Origin of the sequence: Arthrobacter sp. CAL618 (genome assembly GCF_000468215.1) — a bacterium.
GTDB lineage: Bacteria > Actinomycetota > Actinomycetes > Actinomycetales > Micrococcaceae > Arthrobacter_D.
The window spans coordinates 1-16,331 of the sequence record NZ_ASZW01000275.1; the positions used below are offsets into that span (position 1 = coordinate 1).

At 61.7% G+C, this 16,331-nt stretch carries 13 protein-coding genes; 7 read left to right on the top strand and 6 right to left on the bottom strand.

Annotated elements, in window-relative coordinates:
- From K728_RS0116720 to K728_RS0116730, 3 genes are all read right to left on the bottom strand, one after another.
- A partial coding sequence (locus K728_RS0116720) for a heavy metal translocating P-type ATPase (RefSeq protein WP_237742066.1) occupies window positions 1-1,794 on the bottom strand: 1,794 nt, incomplete at its 3' end.
- An 85-nt stretch (window positions 1,795-1,879) separates the two neighbouring features.
- Window positions 1,880-2,371 (bottom strand): pyridoxamine 5'-phosphate oxidase family protein, encoded by a 492-nt coding sequence (locus K728_RS0116725; RefSeq protein ID WP_024475567.1) that lies wholly within the window; start codon window positions 2,369-2,371, stop codon window positions 1,880-1,882.
- Window positions 2,372-2,451: 80 nt separating this feature from the next.
- Window positions 2,452-5,595 (bottom strand): HAD-IA family hydrolase, encoded by a 3,144-nt coding sequence (locus K728_RS0116730; protein ID WP_024475566.1) that lies wholly within the window; start codon window positions 5,593-5,595, stop codon window positions 2,452-2,454.
- A 192-nt stretch (window positions 5,596-5,787) separates the two neighbouring features.
- On the opposite strand from K728_RS0116730, the gene K728_RS0116735 reads away from it, so the two are divergent.
- The 4 genes from K728_RS0116735 to K728_RS0116750 all read left to right on the top strand — a co-directional run bounded on the left by K728_RS0116735 (window position 5,788) and on the right by K728_RS0116750 (window position 11,178).
- A complete protein-coding gene (locus tag K728_RS0116735) occupies window positions 5,788-7,203 on the top strand; it encodes a DUF4389 domain-containing protein (RefSeq protein WP_024475565.1) in 1,416 nt (471 codons plus the stop codon).
- A 65-nt stretch (window positions 7,204-7,268) separates the two neighbouring features.
- Window positions 7,269-7,541, top strand: coding sequence for a hypothetical protein (locus tag K728_RS0116740; protein WP_019481413.1), 273 nt, complete (start codon window positions 7,269-7,271; stop codon window positions 7,539-7,541).
- A 133-nt stretch (window positions 7,542-7,674) separates the two neighbouring features.
- Window positions 7,675-9,105, top strand: a complete 1,431-nt coding sequence (nhaA, locus tag K728_RS0116745; RefSeq protein ID WP_024475564.1) for a Na+/H+ antiporter NhaA — start codon at window positions 7,675-7,677, stop codon at window positions 9,103-9,105.
- 633 nt (window positions 9,106-9,738) lie between these two features.
- Window positions 9,739-11,178, top strand: coding sequence for an APC family permease (locus tag K728_RS0116750; protein WP_019481411.1), 1,440 nt, complete (start codon window positions 9,739-9,741; stop codon window positions 11,176-11,178).
- 70 nt (window positions 11,179-11,248) lie between these two features.
- Here the strand turns inward: K728_RS0116750 and K728_RS21065 are convergent, their stop codons facing one another.
- On the bottom strand, window positions 11,249-11,419 hold the full coding sequence (locus K728_RS21065) for a hypothetical protein (RefSeq protein ID WP_156911119.1): 171 nt from the start codon (window positions 11,417-11,419) through the stop codon (window positions 11,249-11,251).
- A 375-nt stretch (window positions 11,420-11,794) separates the two neighbouring features.
- On the opposite strand from K728_RS21065, the gene K728_RS0116760 reads away from it, so the two are divergent.
- The 3 genes from K728_RS0116760 to K728_RS0116770 are packed head-to-tail and all read left to right on the top strand — an operon-like array spanning window position 11,795 to window position 14,335.
- Complete coding sequence (locus K728_RS0116760) at window positions 11,795-12,469, top strand: GAF and ANTAR domain-containing protein (protein ID WP_237742065.1); 675 nt, start codon at window positions 11,795-11,797, stop codon at window positions 12,467-12,469.
- A gap of 32 nt (window positions 12,470-12,501) precedes the next feature.
- On the top strand, window positions 12,502-13,215 hold the full coding sequence (locus tag K728_RS0116765) for a GAF and ANTAR domain-containing protein (RefSeq protein WP_024475562.1): 714 nt from the start codon (window positions 12,502-12,504) through the stop codon (window positions 13,213-13,215).
- Between the two features lie 46 nt (window positions 13,216-13,261).
- Complete coding sequence (locus tag K728_RS0116770) at window positions 13,262-14,335, top strand: DNA polymerase IV (protein WP_443110897.1); 1,074 nt, start codon at window positions 13,262-13,264, stop codon at window positions 14,333-14,335.
- 22 nt (window positions 14,336-14,357) lie between these two features.
- Here K728_RS0116770 and K728_RS0116775 read toward each other — a convergent pair whose 3' ends face one another.
- Together K728_RS0116775 and K728_RS0116780 are read right to left on the bottom strand one after the other, a co-directional pair.
- A complete protein-coding gene (locus K728_RS0116775) occupies window positions 14,358-14,915 on the bottom strand; it encodes a dihydrofolate reductase family protein (RefSeq protein ID WP_024475560.1) in 558 nt (185 codons plus the stop codon).
- Between the two features lie 79 nt (window positions 14,916-14,994).
- Complete coding sequence (locus K728_RS0116780) at window positions 14,995-16,185, bottom strand: AI-2E family transporter (RefSeq protein ID WP_237742064.1); 1,191 nt, start codon at window positions 16,183-16,185, stop codon at window positions 14,995-14,997.
- Window positions 16,186-16,331: the final 146 nt, after the last annotated feature.

Below are 16,331 nucleotides of genomic sequence, written 5' to 3' on the forward strand. Positions count from 1 at the left end.
CCCGCCGAGCGCCCGGAGCGCGTTAAGGATGGTTGCGAGATCCACCAACTCCTGCAGCAACGCGCCAGCCACCGCGGGAACCATCCCCAGGGATGCAGCGATCATTAGGACGACACTGAGAACAATCCCCGTCCAGATACTGGCTTTCGCCACCCGGATGGTGTGCTGACCAATGTCGACGGCCGTAGCGACTCGTGACAGGTCGTCGAGCATCAGCACGACGTCGGCGGATTCGCTGGCGGCAGTGGAACCTTTGGCACCCATCGCGATGCCGACGTCGGCCGCTGCCAGCACCGGAGCGTCGTTGACTCCATCCCCGACCATCATCACCGGCCGCAATGACAGGGAGGCGACCTCATTCACCTTGTCGACCGGGAGACAATCAGCGATGAAGCGGGTGATTCCCGCTTCATCGGCAATGTGTTCGGCCGTGGAAGCGGCATCACCCGTCAGCAGAACAGTCTCTGAAACGCCCAACCGTCTAAGCGCGGCCAGGGTATCGACGGCGTTGGCACGCAAGGGGTCGCTCATGATCAGAGCCCCGGCGTAGATCCCGTCGACTCCAATGTAGATCCCCAACTGACCACTGACCAGGTCGACGCTTTCAAATCCGGAGGTCCGGGCGCGGACGAAGGCTGGCTTCCCCACAATCACCGTGTACCCGCCGCAATCGGCGCTCACTCCATCGGTGGCGTGTTCGCTCGCGTTCTCCGCCGGCAGAAGGGTCAGTCCACGCGCCGAAGCGGCTTCGATGACGGACCCCGCGAGGACGTGGGACGAATACTGCTCCGCCGAAGCGACAAGCTGCAACAACCGTTCCTCAGTGAGGGCGTCCCCGGTTCCCACCGCGATCTGGACCTGCAGGAGGGTAGGACGCCCGGACGTGAGCGTCCCGGTCTTATCGAACACGGCGGTCCGTACCCGGCTGAGCTGCTCCAGCGTCCCCGCATTCTTGATGATAATCCCAGCATGGGCGGCCCGGCTGGTGCCGGCAAGGAACGCAACAGGGGCTGCGATCAGCAGCGGGCAAGGGGTTGCGACCACCAGCACCTGGGCAAAACGTGCTGCGTCCTGGCTGAGGAACCAGGCCACCCCAGCCAGGATAAACGCGAACACGGTGAACGGGACGGCGTATCGATCGGCCAGTCGGACCATCGGTGCCCGGCTTGCTGCCGCCTCCTGGACGAGGGCAACGATCTGGCTGTACTGGGAATTGGATGCGGTGGCGGTCGCCTTCATGCGGACTGCATCGGCCCCATTCACGGTGCCACTGAGCAAACGGTCACCGTGTACCCGTTCCACGGGAAGACTTTCCCCTGTCAGGGCAGCCTCGTCGAAGGTACCGGCATCGGACGCCAGCGTGCCGTCGACCGGTACCGTCTCGGCGGGCCGAACGAGCAGGAAATCCCCCGGTACGACGTCCGCCACCGGGATGTCCTGCAGGGGAAGCCCCGGTGATTCGCGGTGCGCTGTGCGGGGGGAGCGATCGAGTAGCGCGCGCAACTCTTTCGTTGCCCGTCCGTGCGCGAAGTCTTCCAGCGCCTCGCCCCCGGTCAACATGAGGACGACGATCAGGGAAGCAATGTACTCGCCGACCGCCACCGTTGAGCCGATCGCTGCGACAGCGAGCAAATCGATACCCAATCGACCGTGGAACAGTCCCCGGACCATCGTCACGGAGCGGAACACTGCAACGGCGAGGGCGTAGCTGCTCGCAGCCAGTTGTGCGGCAGCAGGCTGCGAGCTGACGAGGAGCACCGCCACGCCGACTCCGACAAGGAGGGTCGCGGACACCAACGGAAACCTGGTGATCAAGTTGATCGGCCCGATGGGTTCGCGGCTCAGGGTCTACTCCCAGTGGGGTTGAAAACGAGGGCTTTCAATCGGTTTCTTCCTTCAAACGTTCGAGTTTTGCGCGCAGGTCGTCGCTGAGAGGACTCCACCACATCAGGGGCGGGGTCACGGCGAAGCGGCGTCCGGTCAGGGATGTCGGGACGATGCGGACGAAATGGTCCTTCTGGCCTGCCTGCCAGGGGAAAAGCAGAAGCCCCACTGAGTCGAGGGTGTCTGGTGTGAGCTCGATGACTTCCGCCCGGCCTTTCACCACCACGCTCCAGGCCACATTCGCATCCACCAGAACGCCGTCGGCCTCGAGAGCGACGGGAGTGTCGCCTGCTGCTGCCTGGAGTTTGGTGCCCTCCCCGGTGCGGAACACTAGACTGCCGTGGTCCACCTTGTAGTTGACGGGGAAAATGTCGGGGTGATCCTCAACCCAGACCGCAAGCCGCCCCACTGAAGTACTCCGCAACAGGTCCCAACAAGCCTGCGATTGCAGAGTCTCGACCGACGGCAGGGATCGCTGGTTAGTCATGACAGTGACGATAGGGTCGCGGCGGTGGGATCAACAGGGCATAAAGGCCCCACCCCGAGAAACGGCTCGCTGACGGCTGGTCACAGACTGAATCTTTTCAGGTCCCCGGCGGCCAGGGGCTTCGTTTGAGCGTTCACCTGAATCCAGATCGGGGCAGCGTCCCCCGGCGCGGAGGAGATGTCGAGACAGCCTGGACTCAAATTGATCTGGAGCTGATGCCCCCGATACGAGATGCTGAAGGCTACTGCACCCAGCCCGGCAGGCATGCTCGGCTCAAACACCAAATGGTCACCGTTCAGTCGAAGTCCGGCGAAGCTGCGCTGCACGACATCGATCGTTCCGGCCATGGCGCCCAAATGGATGCCTGATTTGGTGGTCCCGTCTTGGGTGTCGTCCAGGTCGGCATCCAACGCCTCACGGAAGCTGTCCCACGCCCGGTTGGGATCGGTCGAAGCGAGCACCGAGGCGTGCACCACCCTGCTCAGGGTCGATCCGTGGGCGGTTCGGGCCAGGTAGTAGTCGATGGTCCGAGCCAGCTGTTCCCGAGTCAGGGTGTAGCCGAGGTGCGCCAACTGCGTGATCAGCCCGCCGTGACCGAGAAGATAGGGCAACATGAGTACGTCGGCCTGTTTCGCTAGCTTGTAGCGGTCAACGGTGTCACCCTCGGCCTCAAGGATGAGATCAAGGCGTTCGATGTTGCCGTAGGTCTCGCGGTATCGCGCCCAGTCCAGCTCCACCAGGTCGCCGTACCCATCGAACTGGCTGATGGTGCCGTCAGCCTCAAAAGGCACGTACATTGACCGCCCCATCCGTTCCCAGCGCGCCACCTCATCAGCGTTGATTCCCAATCGCGCCTCCAGATCGTCGAGCTCATGCCCAACGAAGGTCCGGTGGAGGGTTGCGGCCCGGACGAAGACCCAGGACGCCATCACGTTGGTGTAGGAGTTGTCGTCCACGCCAGGATGGTCGCTACCCGGCCGTCGGGTGTGATACTCATCGGGTCCGGCCAGTCCCCGGAGATGGTGGCGGTCAGTGGCCGCCTCGTACTCCACCAGGGACGCGAAGTAACGACACACCCCCACGATCAGGTCTGCACCCTTGCTGAAGAGCCATGCACGATCGACTGTGGCCTCGTAGTACTGCCAGGCGTTGAAAGCGACCGCTAGCCCCACGTGCCGCTGGAGGTGGGAATTGTCGGCCATCCACCTGCCTGAACGGTGGTTGTACAACCAGCGGGGTGTCTCTTCGGTGCCGTCGCTTCCACTTTGCCAGGGGAACATTGCTCCGGTTCGGCCCTGGTCTGCTGCGGCTTGGCGGGCGGCGGGAAGCCGTCGCCAGCGGTAGTTGAGGAGGGCGCGTGCGACGTCGGGAGTTCTGAGTGTGAGAACCGGGAGCACGAAGAGCTCGTCCCAGAAAATCTGCCCCCGGTAGCCTTCTCCGTGCAGGCCCCTGGCGGGGACCCCGGCGTCGAGTTCCACGGTGTGCGGTGTCAAGGTCTGGAGCAAATGGAACAGGTGCAGGTTCAGGACAAGGCGCACTTGCGTCGGCGCGTCGAGATCCACCCGGAAAGGACGGAGGAGGCGCTGCCAGGCGGCCCCGTGCGACGCAAGGAGCGCCTCGAAGTTCCTGCCCGAACGGGCGAGAATTGACTGAGCTTCGGTTCGCGGCGAGGAAATGGCCCGGTCCCGGGATGTCACCACCGCAACCACCTTTGTCAGGACTGTCGGTTCGCCGTCCATCAAGGTCGATTCGTACAGTCGAAAATGATGCTGGCCGATGCGCCCGGGGATTCCCTGCGTTGTCTCCCCGTCGACTGCGGCCCTGAAGGCGACGGCGATGCGGATCCGGCTTTGCGTGGTTTCAGCTTCGACAATGGTTTCGGTGACGGCTTGCCCGTGGTCGTCGGCGGTGCAGTCAAGGAGATGTACCCGTGCACCACCATTGGGGTCCGGAAGGTTCGTGTTTCGGGTCCCGGTATTGACCCCCGTGCGGAACGTGATGGCGCCATCCCAGCCCAAGGGGGTGACCCGGGTTTCGGTGGCGAGCAGGTGGCATTCGGCCATTGAGACGAACCTTTGCTGCTCGACCCGCAGGTGCCGGCCGGCAGCGGTCTCGAGGACAACCTGCCTTTCCAGGACCGCTCTCGCCAGATCCAGGGTTCGTAGCTCGCTGATGACCCGCAGACCTCCCGCCGACCACCAGTCGCCACTATCGACTCGAATGTCCAGCGAGAGACAATCCGGGGCATTGACCAGGTGTTCCTCGAGCACACGGCTCCCGCCAACCTGCTTCTCCAATCGGTTGAAGACCCCAGCCAGATACATCCCTGGGTACGAAAATTCTCCGCCCTCCGGCGCTGCCCCCCTCACACCCAGATAGCCGTTGCCGAGGGTTGTCAGCGCTTCACGGTGGCCCTCATGATCGGAATTCATGCCCCGATACACCAGCTGCCAGGGGTCCCCGAGGACCACGCCAAGATCCAGCTGGCTCACGTCGTTTAGCACGACGTGCGCTCCAGCCTCTTCAAGCGTCCGGCGTGCCGTGAGCCGGTCGATGCCTACAACACGACCAAAGCCGCCGCGGCGGGCTGCCAACACACCGGCCACCGAATCCTCAATGACAACGGCACGTTCGGGTGATACCCCCAACCGGTGGGCGGCTTCAAGGAAGACGTCCGGTGCTGGCTTGCCGGGCAGGCCCAACTGTAGGGCAAGCGTCCCATCCACTACCACCTGGAAAGCGTCGGCCAACCCTGCAGCGGACAACACCGGCATGGCATTCCGGCTGGAGGTCACGATCGCAGCGGGCACGCCCTCATCCTGCATCGTCTTGAGCAGCCGACTGGTTCCCGGGTAGGCCTGCACACCGTCTGCAGCGAGCCGTTCCAGGTAGGCCCTGTTCTTGAGCGCCCCCAACCCATATGCGGTCCAGTCCCCCACGGCATCCGTGACCTGACCCAGGCCGAGGGGAATCCCGCGCGACGCCAGCAGGTCGATCAGTCCCGACTCCCGTGGTTTACCGTCAACGGTCCTGAAGTAGTCGTCCTGGGTAAAGGGGGAACGGTCAGCGTCGGACGGGCATCTTGGATCATTGATGATTGCTTCGAAGACATCCTCCCAGGCCCGCTGATGAATGACCGCCGTGTTGGTGACCACGCCATCCAAATCAAAGATGACGGCGTCGAAGGGTGGCTGCGCTGCCGCAAGTGTCGGTGATCTGGTCATCAGCTAGATGTACCGGCGCCCGGGAACCGCAGGAAGTGCCTTTGTGCCCGAATAGAGCTGCGACGACCAGGGCTGCGTGGACACCCACAACTCTTGGGACTTTCGACCCTATCGAGCGATATCGGTGCGCCAACACTCTTAGGCGACAGCACAGGACGGCAGGACGCCGTTCGGCGGGAGGGGAGTCTTTCCATGAACAGAGCAGGTTCAATCGCAATGCTCATCATCGGGATCATCCTGTCGATCATCGGCGCGTCGATGGCGGCCGGAGGAATCGCCGTCGCGTGGGTTGCCTCCGATCAGCGGGACGACGGTTATTTCACCTCCCCGACCGAACGCTACGCTGTCGCGTCCCATGCGCTTGTCTCGCCGAGTCTTGAGGCATTCGGCGAGGGTACACCGGAACGCCTCCCGTTCGACGTCGGGACGCTCAGGTTGCGCGCCGCCGAACCGGACGCTGAAATTTTTATTGGCCTGGCACCACAGGATGAGGTCGACGAGTACCTCGCTGGGGTTAACCGCACCGAACTGCGGGACGTCGACTTCGATCCATTCCGTCCGGTTTACCGCAACATTTCGGGGTCAGCAGCACCAGCGGAACCAGAATCCCAGGATTTTTGGGCTGCCTCAGCATCAGGGCCGGGAGAGCAGGAACTCATCTGGGACATCGAGCCGGGCAACTGGACCGTCGTCGTGATGAATGCCGATGCTTCGCCTGGCTTCTCGGTCGATCTCCAGGCTGGCTTCCGGTCCGAACTGATTCGCCCTGCCGGCGCGATCGTCCTCATCATCGGCCTTGTAACCCTGGCCATCGGTCTGCCTCTCCTTGTTATCGGCGCCATCGGGCTGGGACGCAACCAACCCGAATCCGGCACCGCCGGCCCCGAAACCACGCCGCGTCGGGCTGCCCCGGTGACCGGACCGACTGCCGGAGTTGCTGCCGGAGTTGCTGCCGGACCGCCGTCGTACCCGGTGCACCTCGTTGCGCAACTCGACCCCGCACTGTCCCGTTGGATGTGGCTGGTGAAATGGTTCCTGGCCATTCCACATTTCTTCGTACTGTTTTTCCTCTGGTTCGCCTTCGCCGTGACCACCCTGGTGGCCTGGTTCGCGATCCTCTTCACCGGCCGCTACCCCCGCTCGCTCTTCAAATTCAACGTGGGGGTACTGCGATGGAACTGGCGGGTGGCCTTCTACGCCTATGCAGCTGCCGGCACCGATAGGTATCCCCCATTCACTCTGGGACGCACCGATTACCCAGCCGACATCGTGGTGGAGTATCCGGAGCGGCTCTCCCGTGGTCTGGTGCTCATCAAATCCTGGCTCCTTCTGATCCCACACCTGCTCATCGTGGCTGCTATCACCGGCTCAGCCACCTGGGGCTGGCAGGTGCAAAGTGGAGAGTATGACGCCACCGGCGGCCTGTCCTTGCTAGGGCTGCTGGTGCTGGTCGGGGTGGTGGCCATGCTCTTCACCGGCAACTACCCGCGGCCTTTGTTCGCTTTCATCATCGGCTTGAACCGCTGGATCTACCGGGTTCTGGCCTACGGTTCCCTGATGCGTGATGAGTACCCACCATTCCGCCTGGATCAGGACATCGAAACGTGACCGAGCCGACACGTGTCCCAGCGGTGATCCGGCCGCCACAGGGCGCACTATGAGGCATGGAGAAAATGAACAAGGTGACGGCTGGCACGTGGCGGTGGCTGCGGACCAATCGTGACTGGTTGCCCGCAGTGGGAGTCCTCGCCTGCGTGGTGGCTTTCTGGGCTGTTGGGCTGGTGGGAGGACTGGCGATGCTGCGCGAGGCACAGTCCCCCATGGCTACCCTGATTGGGCTCTATTTCATGCTCGCCCTGATCGCGATATCCATCACCGTTGCCGTCCTTGCAGCCTCCGATCTCACCCGCCGGATCGCTATCCGGAGGAAAAGGCAGCCCCGTTAAGTCACTGCACGGCGGCGGCTCAATCAGAACCCACTGGACCTCATAGGGTGCGGGACCGGTAGACTGAAACGAAGGTGAGCCGGGAAGACTGGTCGGCATTATCTTTGTCGACCCCAATCCAGGAGCTTTACTTATGGCAGACCCCACCACCGAGCCCAAACCAAAATCAGGGTTGCTCGGCCGCGGCACATACTCAGAATCACTCAGAGTCGGCGAGATCCTCCGTAAGGAAACCGTTGGCGGCATCCTGCTCGTGATCACTGCCACCGCAGCAATCATCTGGGCCAACTCCCCCGCGGCCGATAGCTACTTCGCGTTGCGGGACTTCACCTTCGGCTACGAGCCGTGGCATCTGGAACTAAGCCTCGGTGCCTGGGCGGCTGACGGCCTGCTGGCTGTCTTCTTCTTTCTTGTTGGTCTCGAACTGAAACGGGAATTTGTAGCAGGGGATCTGCGTAACCCACGCAAGGCGATAGTCCCGGTTGCTGCAGCAGTCGGCGGCGTAGTCGTCCCGGCCCTGGTCTATGTCGGGATCAACATCTTCAGCCCGGACACCCTCCGTGGGTGGGCCATTCCCACCGCCACCGACATCGCCTTCGCCGTCGCAGTGCTGGCCATTGTGGGATCACATCTGCCCAGCGCGCTCAGGATTTTCCTGTTGACGCTCGCTGTAGTTGACGATCTGATCGCCATTTCCATCATTGCCATCTTCTACTCGGACGATATCCAGGTCACCCCCCTGCTTCTGGCCCTCATCCCGCTGGCGCTTTACGCGGTGCTGGCGCAGAAGTATCGCGAGTTTTTTCACCTGAAACCGTCCGCTGCCTGGTTCATCCTGCTGCCCATCGGCTTTGTCGTCTGGGCCCTCGTGCACGCCGGTGGTATCCACGCGACAGTCGCTGGGGTTATCCTCGGGTTTACCGTCCCCGTGCTGCATCGAAAGGCCACCGCGGGACCTGATGCGGGCCCGGGCCTGGCGGAGCTGTTCGAACACCGGATCCGGCCACTATCCGCAGGTTTCGCCGTCCCCGTCTTCGCTTTCTTCTCTGCAGGTGTCACCATCGGCGGCTGGAGCGGGTTTGTTTCAGCGGTGACCGATCCGGTGGCGCTCGGAATCATTCTTGGCCTGGTGATCGGCAAGCCCATCGGCATTGTCGGGACCACCTGGCTGCTCACCAAACTCACCAGGGTCAACCTCGACCCTGCCCTGCGTTGGGTGGACCTGATCGGGGTGGCGCTGCTGGCGGGAATTGGCTTCACGGTCTCCCTCCTGATTGCGGATCTGAGTTTCACCCCAGACGGCTCCACCAATGATCACGCCAAGGTCGGCATCCTCACGGCGTCCATTGTTGCGGCACTCGTTGCGTCAGTCATCCTGCGAGCACGTAACAAGCAGTACAAGGCGATTGAGGCTGAGGAAAACGTCGACGACGACGGCGACGGAATCCCTGATGTTTACCAGGACAACCCAGCAAATGAAACAGTGACAGCACCTGCAGCGGAAGATGCTGCACCCGGCACCGACCGGAGCGAGCAACCACCCACCAAGAACCGGGACGCATAACCCGGGGTGAACCATGCGAAAAGGCGATTTCCGTAGCACGGAAATCGCCTTATCGCTTTAATCGGCAGGACCCGGTGTGCCGCAGCCGCCAGCCTTGCGCGCCTGTGGCGAGTTGGACCCTGTCTTACCCGCCAGCTCTGTCCGTTGGTTTGAGTTCACTCACCGCTGCTGCCCGCCCACTGTGGGAGCTTCATGGCCAGTACGCGGGGTGGAAATCCAGCGCATAGGGCGGTACTTCCAGCGCCCGGTCATCGTTTGAGCGCCCCGTCTTCGTCGACCCGGTAAGGTCTGTTGGCTCGTCGGTGTTGCCGTGCGTAGCGGAGCTAGGACTGTGATCCATGTTTCCCCCATGGTGAACATCGACGGAGGATACCGTCGCAGTACAAAAAGTATGCCATTCGCCTCGGACATTTCAGCGGATGGCCCGCGGAAAACCTCCCAGAATCGACCAGTTCGCAACTCCTTGCGCCCAAGACAGCGACGACGGTGACACGGTGCAACCTCCAGAAGGTCACTAACACTGACCCGGGTGGTGGTGCGCCACAAGTAATGTATCGACTCGCTACAGACTCATGGACCAATCGGTATTACTGTGTTCCTAATCGTCACTGATCCACCACGAAAGAGGCACCCATGGGCAAAGCACCATCTACACCGACGGAGACTTCGCTCCTGAAAGTTCTCGGCAACTGGGACGCTTTGGCACTGGGCTTCGGTGCCATGATCGGGTTCGGCTGGGTAGTGCTGACCGGGGGCTGGATTGCCGACGCCGGCACCATGGGCGCCACCCTCGCCATGATCACGGGTGGTGTAATCATGGCCGTCGTCGGGTTGACCTACGCCGAACTCACCGCGGCGATGCCCAAAGCAGGCGGTGAGCACAACTTCCTCCTGCGAGGCATGGGTCCGCGCTGGTCCTTCATCGGGTCCTGGGCCATCACCGGCGGCTACGTCACCATTGTGGCGTTTGAAGCGGTGGCGCTCCCCCGCACCGCTCTTTACCTCTTCCCTGATCTGAATCAGGTGCCGCTGTGGGAAATCGCCGGCAGCCAGGTGCATCTCACCTGGGCCCTGGTCGGTGCCATCGCCGCCGTCGTCATTACCGGTGTCAATATCCGGGGAGTGAAGCTGGCAGGTGTGGCCCAGACCTTCGTCGTACTGCTGCTGCTGATCATCGGCTTGATGCTGATATTCGGCTCCTTTACCGGTGGATCAACCGACAACATGGAGCCCTTCTTCACCGGAGGGATGGGCGGATACTTCGCCGTACTGGTAGTGGTGCCGTTCCTGTTTGTGGGCTTCGATGTCATCCCGCAGTCTGCGGAGGAAGTGAACATTCCACCGCGACAGATCGGCCGTCTGGTGGTTATCGCAGTGGTTCTCGCAACCATTTGGTACGTGATGACGGTTCTCACGACGTCCTCGGCAATGCCTGCCAACGAGATCGCTCAGGCTGATATCGCGACGGCGGATGCGATGGGTGCACTATTTGGTACAGATGTAATGGCGAAGATCCTGATTGCCGGCGGTATCGCCGGGATCCTGACGTCCTGGAACTCACTGCTGTTGGGCGCGTCACGGCTGATGTATTCGATGGCCCGGTCCGGCATGCTCCCGCGATGGTTTGGCGTACTGCACCCGAAATACCGCACGCCTGTCAACGCTTTGCTTTTCATCGGCGGCTTGTCGTTCCTCGCGCCGTTCTTCGGTGAGGCGATGCTGGTCTGGCTGGTGGACTCTGGCGCCCCCAGCATTGTGATCGCCTACCTTCTGGTGGCAATCGTGTTCATCATTCTGCGCCGCAAGGAACCAGCCATGGACCGGCCCCTGCGGATCGGTGGTGCAGGCAATGGTGGAGTCATTATCGGCTTCTCCGCGGTGGTGCTCTGCGTAGGCCTGCTGAGCCTGTACCTCCCGGGCATGCCCGCGGCCCTCACTCCCCCACCGTGGATCCTGTTTGGGCTCTGGTGGGTGCTTGGCCTGTTCTTCCTGTTCCGGATCCCGACCGGCGTCAAGCCCGGAGCCGACGCCGAAGAGGACCTCCTGGCAAAGCTCGGCCGGAAGGGCCGGTAGCCTAGCGATGATCCGCCTGCCGACGAACGGGCAGGCGGATCACCCGCATGGTGTTGCTTACGGCTACTTACTACTGCACAGACGAAATCAGAGCGTTGTTCCACTCGTCCGGATGGCTGACGTTGCAGCCATCCGGCGCACCCTTGTCGCAGAAACTTTCCTCATCCTTCGTCAATTCTTCGGTCATCCCGGCCGCGACGTCCTTGGTCAACGGCCCATCGGGATTCTCGACGGTCTGCATGAGGTATTGAGTTACCGTCGTAGGTGATGACTCGATACCCTGCCTCCTGGAGCGTCGGAACCTGAGCTTTGAGTCGACCTAGAGCGACTCAGCCTTGGACTGGGTCACCCACATCTCCACGGTCTACACTGAGCCTAACTGTTGACGACGATGCGATGCTTCGGGACCGCACAAGAGGTTCAAAGTCCGCTTCCCCACTGGACCGCCCACCCCAATTATGGGGAGGATAAGACTGTGCCGGGAGGGTCCGTCGAGACTAGAATAGGGGCTGGCGCCAGTTCAATCCGTTCGTCGTTCCTTTGGCTAGGAAAACGACCCGGGGAAGGGTGGAGAAGATGTCCTTTGGGGCTCTTTGGGGTGAAGAATGTTCGGGCGATGGCTAACGGAAGCGTGGCCGAGCTGGAACAGTTAGGTTCCAACGTCTGTGCGTCCTATCTGGACGCACTGCCGGTGACCGGAGCCGCGTTATCGGCGCTCGGCGGGTCCCTACAAGAAACAACGCTGTGCGCTACTGACACCCTTTCAGGGGAACTGGATGAGTTGCAGTTCGACCTGGGGGAAGGTCCACGGTGGGCGGCTATCAGGTCTCGGACACCAATATTGATACCCCAGGTGCGTCGCGCATCCCACGAGAATTGGCCAGTGTTTGGGAAGGCCCTCCTGGCGACGGACGCGCAGGCACTCTTCGTCTTCCCGTTGGTCGTTGGTGCCATGAACATTGGCGTGGTGGAACTCTATAGTTTCGACCCCGGACCTCTCAGCAATAGCGATCTCACTGTGGCAAGCTCGCTCAGCGACAGGGCGGCGTGGTCCCTGCTGCGCAGCATACTGACGCTTGAGTCCGCCGATGACTCAGTCCAGTCCGGCTCGTTGCTCTCACGACGTGAGATACATCAGGCAACCGGCATGGTGTTGGCGCAAACCGGGGGGTCGGCTGCCGATGCACTGATGATGCTGCGAGCCCACGCGTTTGCCAGCGGATCCACGCTTCGCGCAACCTGCGACTCCGTGCTGAGCAGGCAACTGGATTTCAGTTTGCAAATAGGGTGAGCAAGTAACGCCAGATTTGTTAGCATGTGCCCATGGAAATCGAGACCCGCTCCAGCCGGGTCAGTGCAGCGTTCGTCAAGATTGCGGACACGCTCGTGGGTGACTATGACGTGTTGGAGCTGCTGCATACTCTCGTTGAAGAGTCTGTTGAATTGCTCGACGCCGCCGCCGCCGGGCTAATGCTGGCTGGCCCGGACGGCGTCCTGCAGGTGCTCGCGTCAACCAGCGAGGAAAGCCAACTGGTCGAGGCGCTGCAACAGGAATCTGGAGCAGGGCCGTGCGTTGACTGCTATGTCACCGGGGTACCCGTGACCGTCCGTGACATTGCCGGGACTGAAGATCGGTGGCCAGACTTCAGGAGGGCCGCCGCGACCCAGGGGTTCCGTTCAGTCCATGCTTTCCCAATGAGGGTGCAGGGGCGGACTATTGGCGCGATGAACCTGTTTCGGACTGAAACCGGGGAGCTGTCCGACGAAGACGTTGCGATTGGGCAGGCCTTGGCTGATGTGTCCACCATCAGCATCCTGCAGAAAAAGACGGCGTCGGAATCCGCCGTCGTCAATCAGCAACTGCAGGACGCCCTGAACAGTCGGATCGTCATTGAGCAGGCCAAGGGCATGATTGCCCACATCGATGACATTGACACTAACGAGGCATTCCGTCGACTTCGTAACCACGCCCGCTCGAACAATAAGAATCTGCGGGAGACGGCGCAAGCTGTACTGAACCGCTCTCTCACTGTCTAGTGTCGGATTCCAGGATTTCCCGCCGTTCCTGTCGGACACATCAGGTGTGAGCGGAGTGCACTGGGTGTTGCACGTCGACCTCGATCAGTTCATCGCGGCGGTCGAAGTGTTGCGTCGCCCGGAACTCGCCGGCAAACCGATCATTGTCGGGGGTAGGGGCGATCCGGCGGAACGAGCCGTGGTGTCGACCGCATCCTACGAAGCCAGGGCATTCGGCGTCGGATCGGGGATGCCCCTCCGCGTTGCCGCCAGGAAAGCACCCCAGGCGGTCATCCTGCCCGTCGACCAGGCAGCCTATCTCGCTGCGTCTGAAACGGTGATGACCACCCTGCGGGGCCAGCCGGGTGCCACAGTGCAGGTGCTGGGCTGGGATGAAGCCTTTGTTGGTATTGAGACCGACGATCCAGAAGCCTACGCCCGTCGGCTGCAAGCCGCTGTATTGGATCAAACTCGGCTCCGTTGCAGCATCGGCATCGGGGACACACTGGTTCGAGCCAAGGTCGCCACCGGTTTCGGTAAACCGGCGGGCGTCTTCCGTCTCACCGCGAAAAATTGGCTCGACGTCATGGGAACTCGACCGACGAAGGACCTTTGGGGCGTTGGCACCAAAGTCTCCGGCCGGCTGGCCAAACTCGGTATCACCACCGTGGCCGAACTTGGTGCGTCCGACCCCGAAGGTCTCGTCCCGGAGTTTGGTCCAAAAATGGGGCCCTGGTACGCGGAGCTTGGACGCGGGGACGGCACCAGCGTTGTGGATGACACTCCCTGGGTTGCCCGAGGACACAGCCGCGAAACCACCTTCCAACAGGACCTAACCGACCCAGTTCACATTAACGACGCCGTGCAGGAGCTCGCACTGCGGGTCATGACAGAGGTATCGGCCGAGGGACGGCCAGTTGTTGGCCTCACCCTCAAGGTGAGGTACGCACCGTTCTTCACCAAGACCCACGCACGGAGGATCTCTGCGACATCAGATCGAAACGAGATACTTGCGCGTACAGCGGATCTCGCAAGCGGGATCGAGGCGGGTCGTCCCATTCGACTTCTTGGTCTGCGGGCAGAAATGGCAATGCCCGACGACGCCCGCAAGGGTCACACGCACACACGAGGCGGCTGGTGAGTGGCATCCCCCAGAGGAGGCTTCAGCGCGTTCGATAGCGGGCGTAGATGAGCCCAGTGGAGAACGCACGTTCCTGAACCAACTCCAGGTCCAGTCGCACACCGGTGGGAAAGAACCGTTTGCCGCCGCCGACCACGCTGGTGGTGATGAACAGGTGATACTCATCCACCAGGCCAGCCGCAATGGCCTGGGCCGCGAGGTTTGGACCATCAACGCTGAGGTCGTGATCAGACTCGGCCTTAAGCCTGCGCACCATCTCCGGATCGAAGGTTCTCTGGATCCGGGTCTTTGTGCTGGACACCGACTCTAGTGTTGTGGAGTAAACGATCTTCTCTGCGGCCTGCCAGTCGCGGGCGTACTGCACTATATGCGGCGGCACATCCGGCTCTGCGTGTGCTGTCTCCCAGAAGACCATCGTCTCGTACATCCGCCGGCCGTAGAGGAAGGTGCGGACGGGGCGGAAGATATCCCCGATAAAAGTATGCACTTTCTGATCTTCTGCTCCTCGGCCAATGTCGCCCTTCGCTGCCTCTGCGTAACCGTCAAGCGACGTGATCATTGAGTAGATGAGCTTTGCCATCAGTCTCCTTCGCCTACGAATAGGTCTGCGCCAATCATAGGACTCCCGGTGTCCCAGAAAAGGGCACCAGGTGGGCCAATTATGGGTCCCGTTTCTGGCTGAAGCCACCGATGATGGGCCGCCACCACTGTGCAGCCGGGCTGGAGTCGATCAGGACTGTGCGGACCAGCAGGGTGAGCGGGATCGCCAGAATTGCCCCGATTGGGCCGATGACCACCGCCCAGAACAGAACGGAGACAAAGGTGACGGTCTGGCTGAGGGCGACCGCATTCCCCACGATCCTGGGTTGGATTATCGACTGCACAACGAGGTTGATCACTCCGTAGACGACGACGACCGCGACGACGGTACTCCACCCACCAACGAAAAAGCCGAACACCAGTGGAGGAGTGATTGCGATGAAGTAGCCGATGTTCGGGATGAAGCTGCAGATGAACGCCAGTAGACCCCAAAGAAAAGCGCCCGGCACACCGAGCAGCAAAAGTGCCACCCAGTTGAGAACCCCCTGGGCGATCCCCAGACCGGTGGTGGCGACCATATACTTCCGCACACCGATCGCAAAGGACTGCAGAGCCTCGACCACAGCGGGGTGTTCCGGCTCCAATTCACCGAAGACTTTCGGGATGGATGTCGCGTCCATAGCCATCAGGATGAGCGTGGTGAGGATGATGACAAGTGCGAAGGTCATGCCCGCGACCGAACCGAGGATGCCACCGACAACGGCGACAATTCTTCCCGAATCCAGATTTGAAACGGCTGCCTGGATCTGTTGTTGATCGAGCCCGGTGGCAGCCAGCATATTGGCGATCGTTTGGCCGATCTCCTGGATCTGCGAAGCGTACTGTGGCAAGAGGGCTGCGAACTGCGCGAACGCCACCACGAGCGCCGCTACGAATGCGGCAAGCAGAGCAAAGACCGCTGCAATGACGGTGCCGGTGGCGACCCCTGGGGGTGTTCCATGGCGTTCAAGCGTGAGTCGCAGCGGATGCGCACAAATTGTGAGGATCAGCGCCAGAAATACCGGGGCAAAGAACCCCTGAATGGCGGAGATGCCGAACACCGTGACCGTGGCCCCACCCAGCCCGGCGAGAATGGCCGCCGACCTGTACGACCGAGCGGATACCTCACCGGCCCGTGGTTCGGAGCGAATTTCAGTCGGTTCGGCGACAGCGAGACCGGGATCGGGCCGAATTCTTCTACGCCACCACACCATTCCGCCCTCCGGCTCCGTTGGTTTGGCCAGTATCCCTCGGGCAAATCGCTTGAGCATCACCCGATGCGGGCGATCTAGATGTTGTTGGCAGTATCCACACGGATACCAGAAAACAGCTCTGTCAACCTTTGGCCCCGCACCTGGGGCGAGCCTGTTCTGAATAAAGTGTGCATGTGTGTGCACTTAATGCTATATCTAGATGG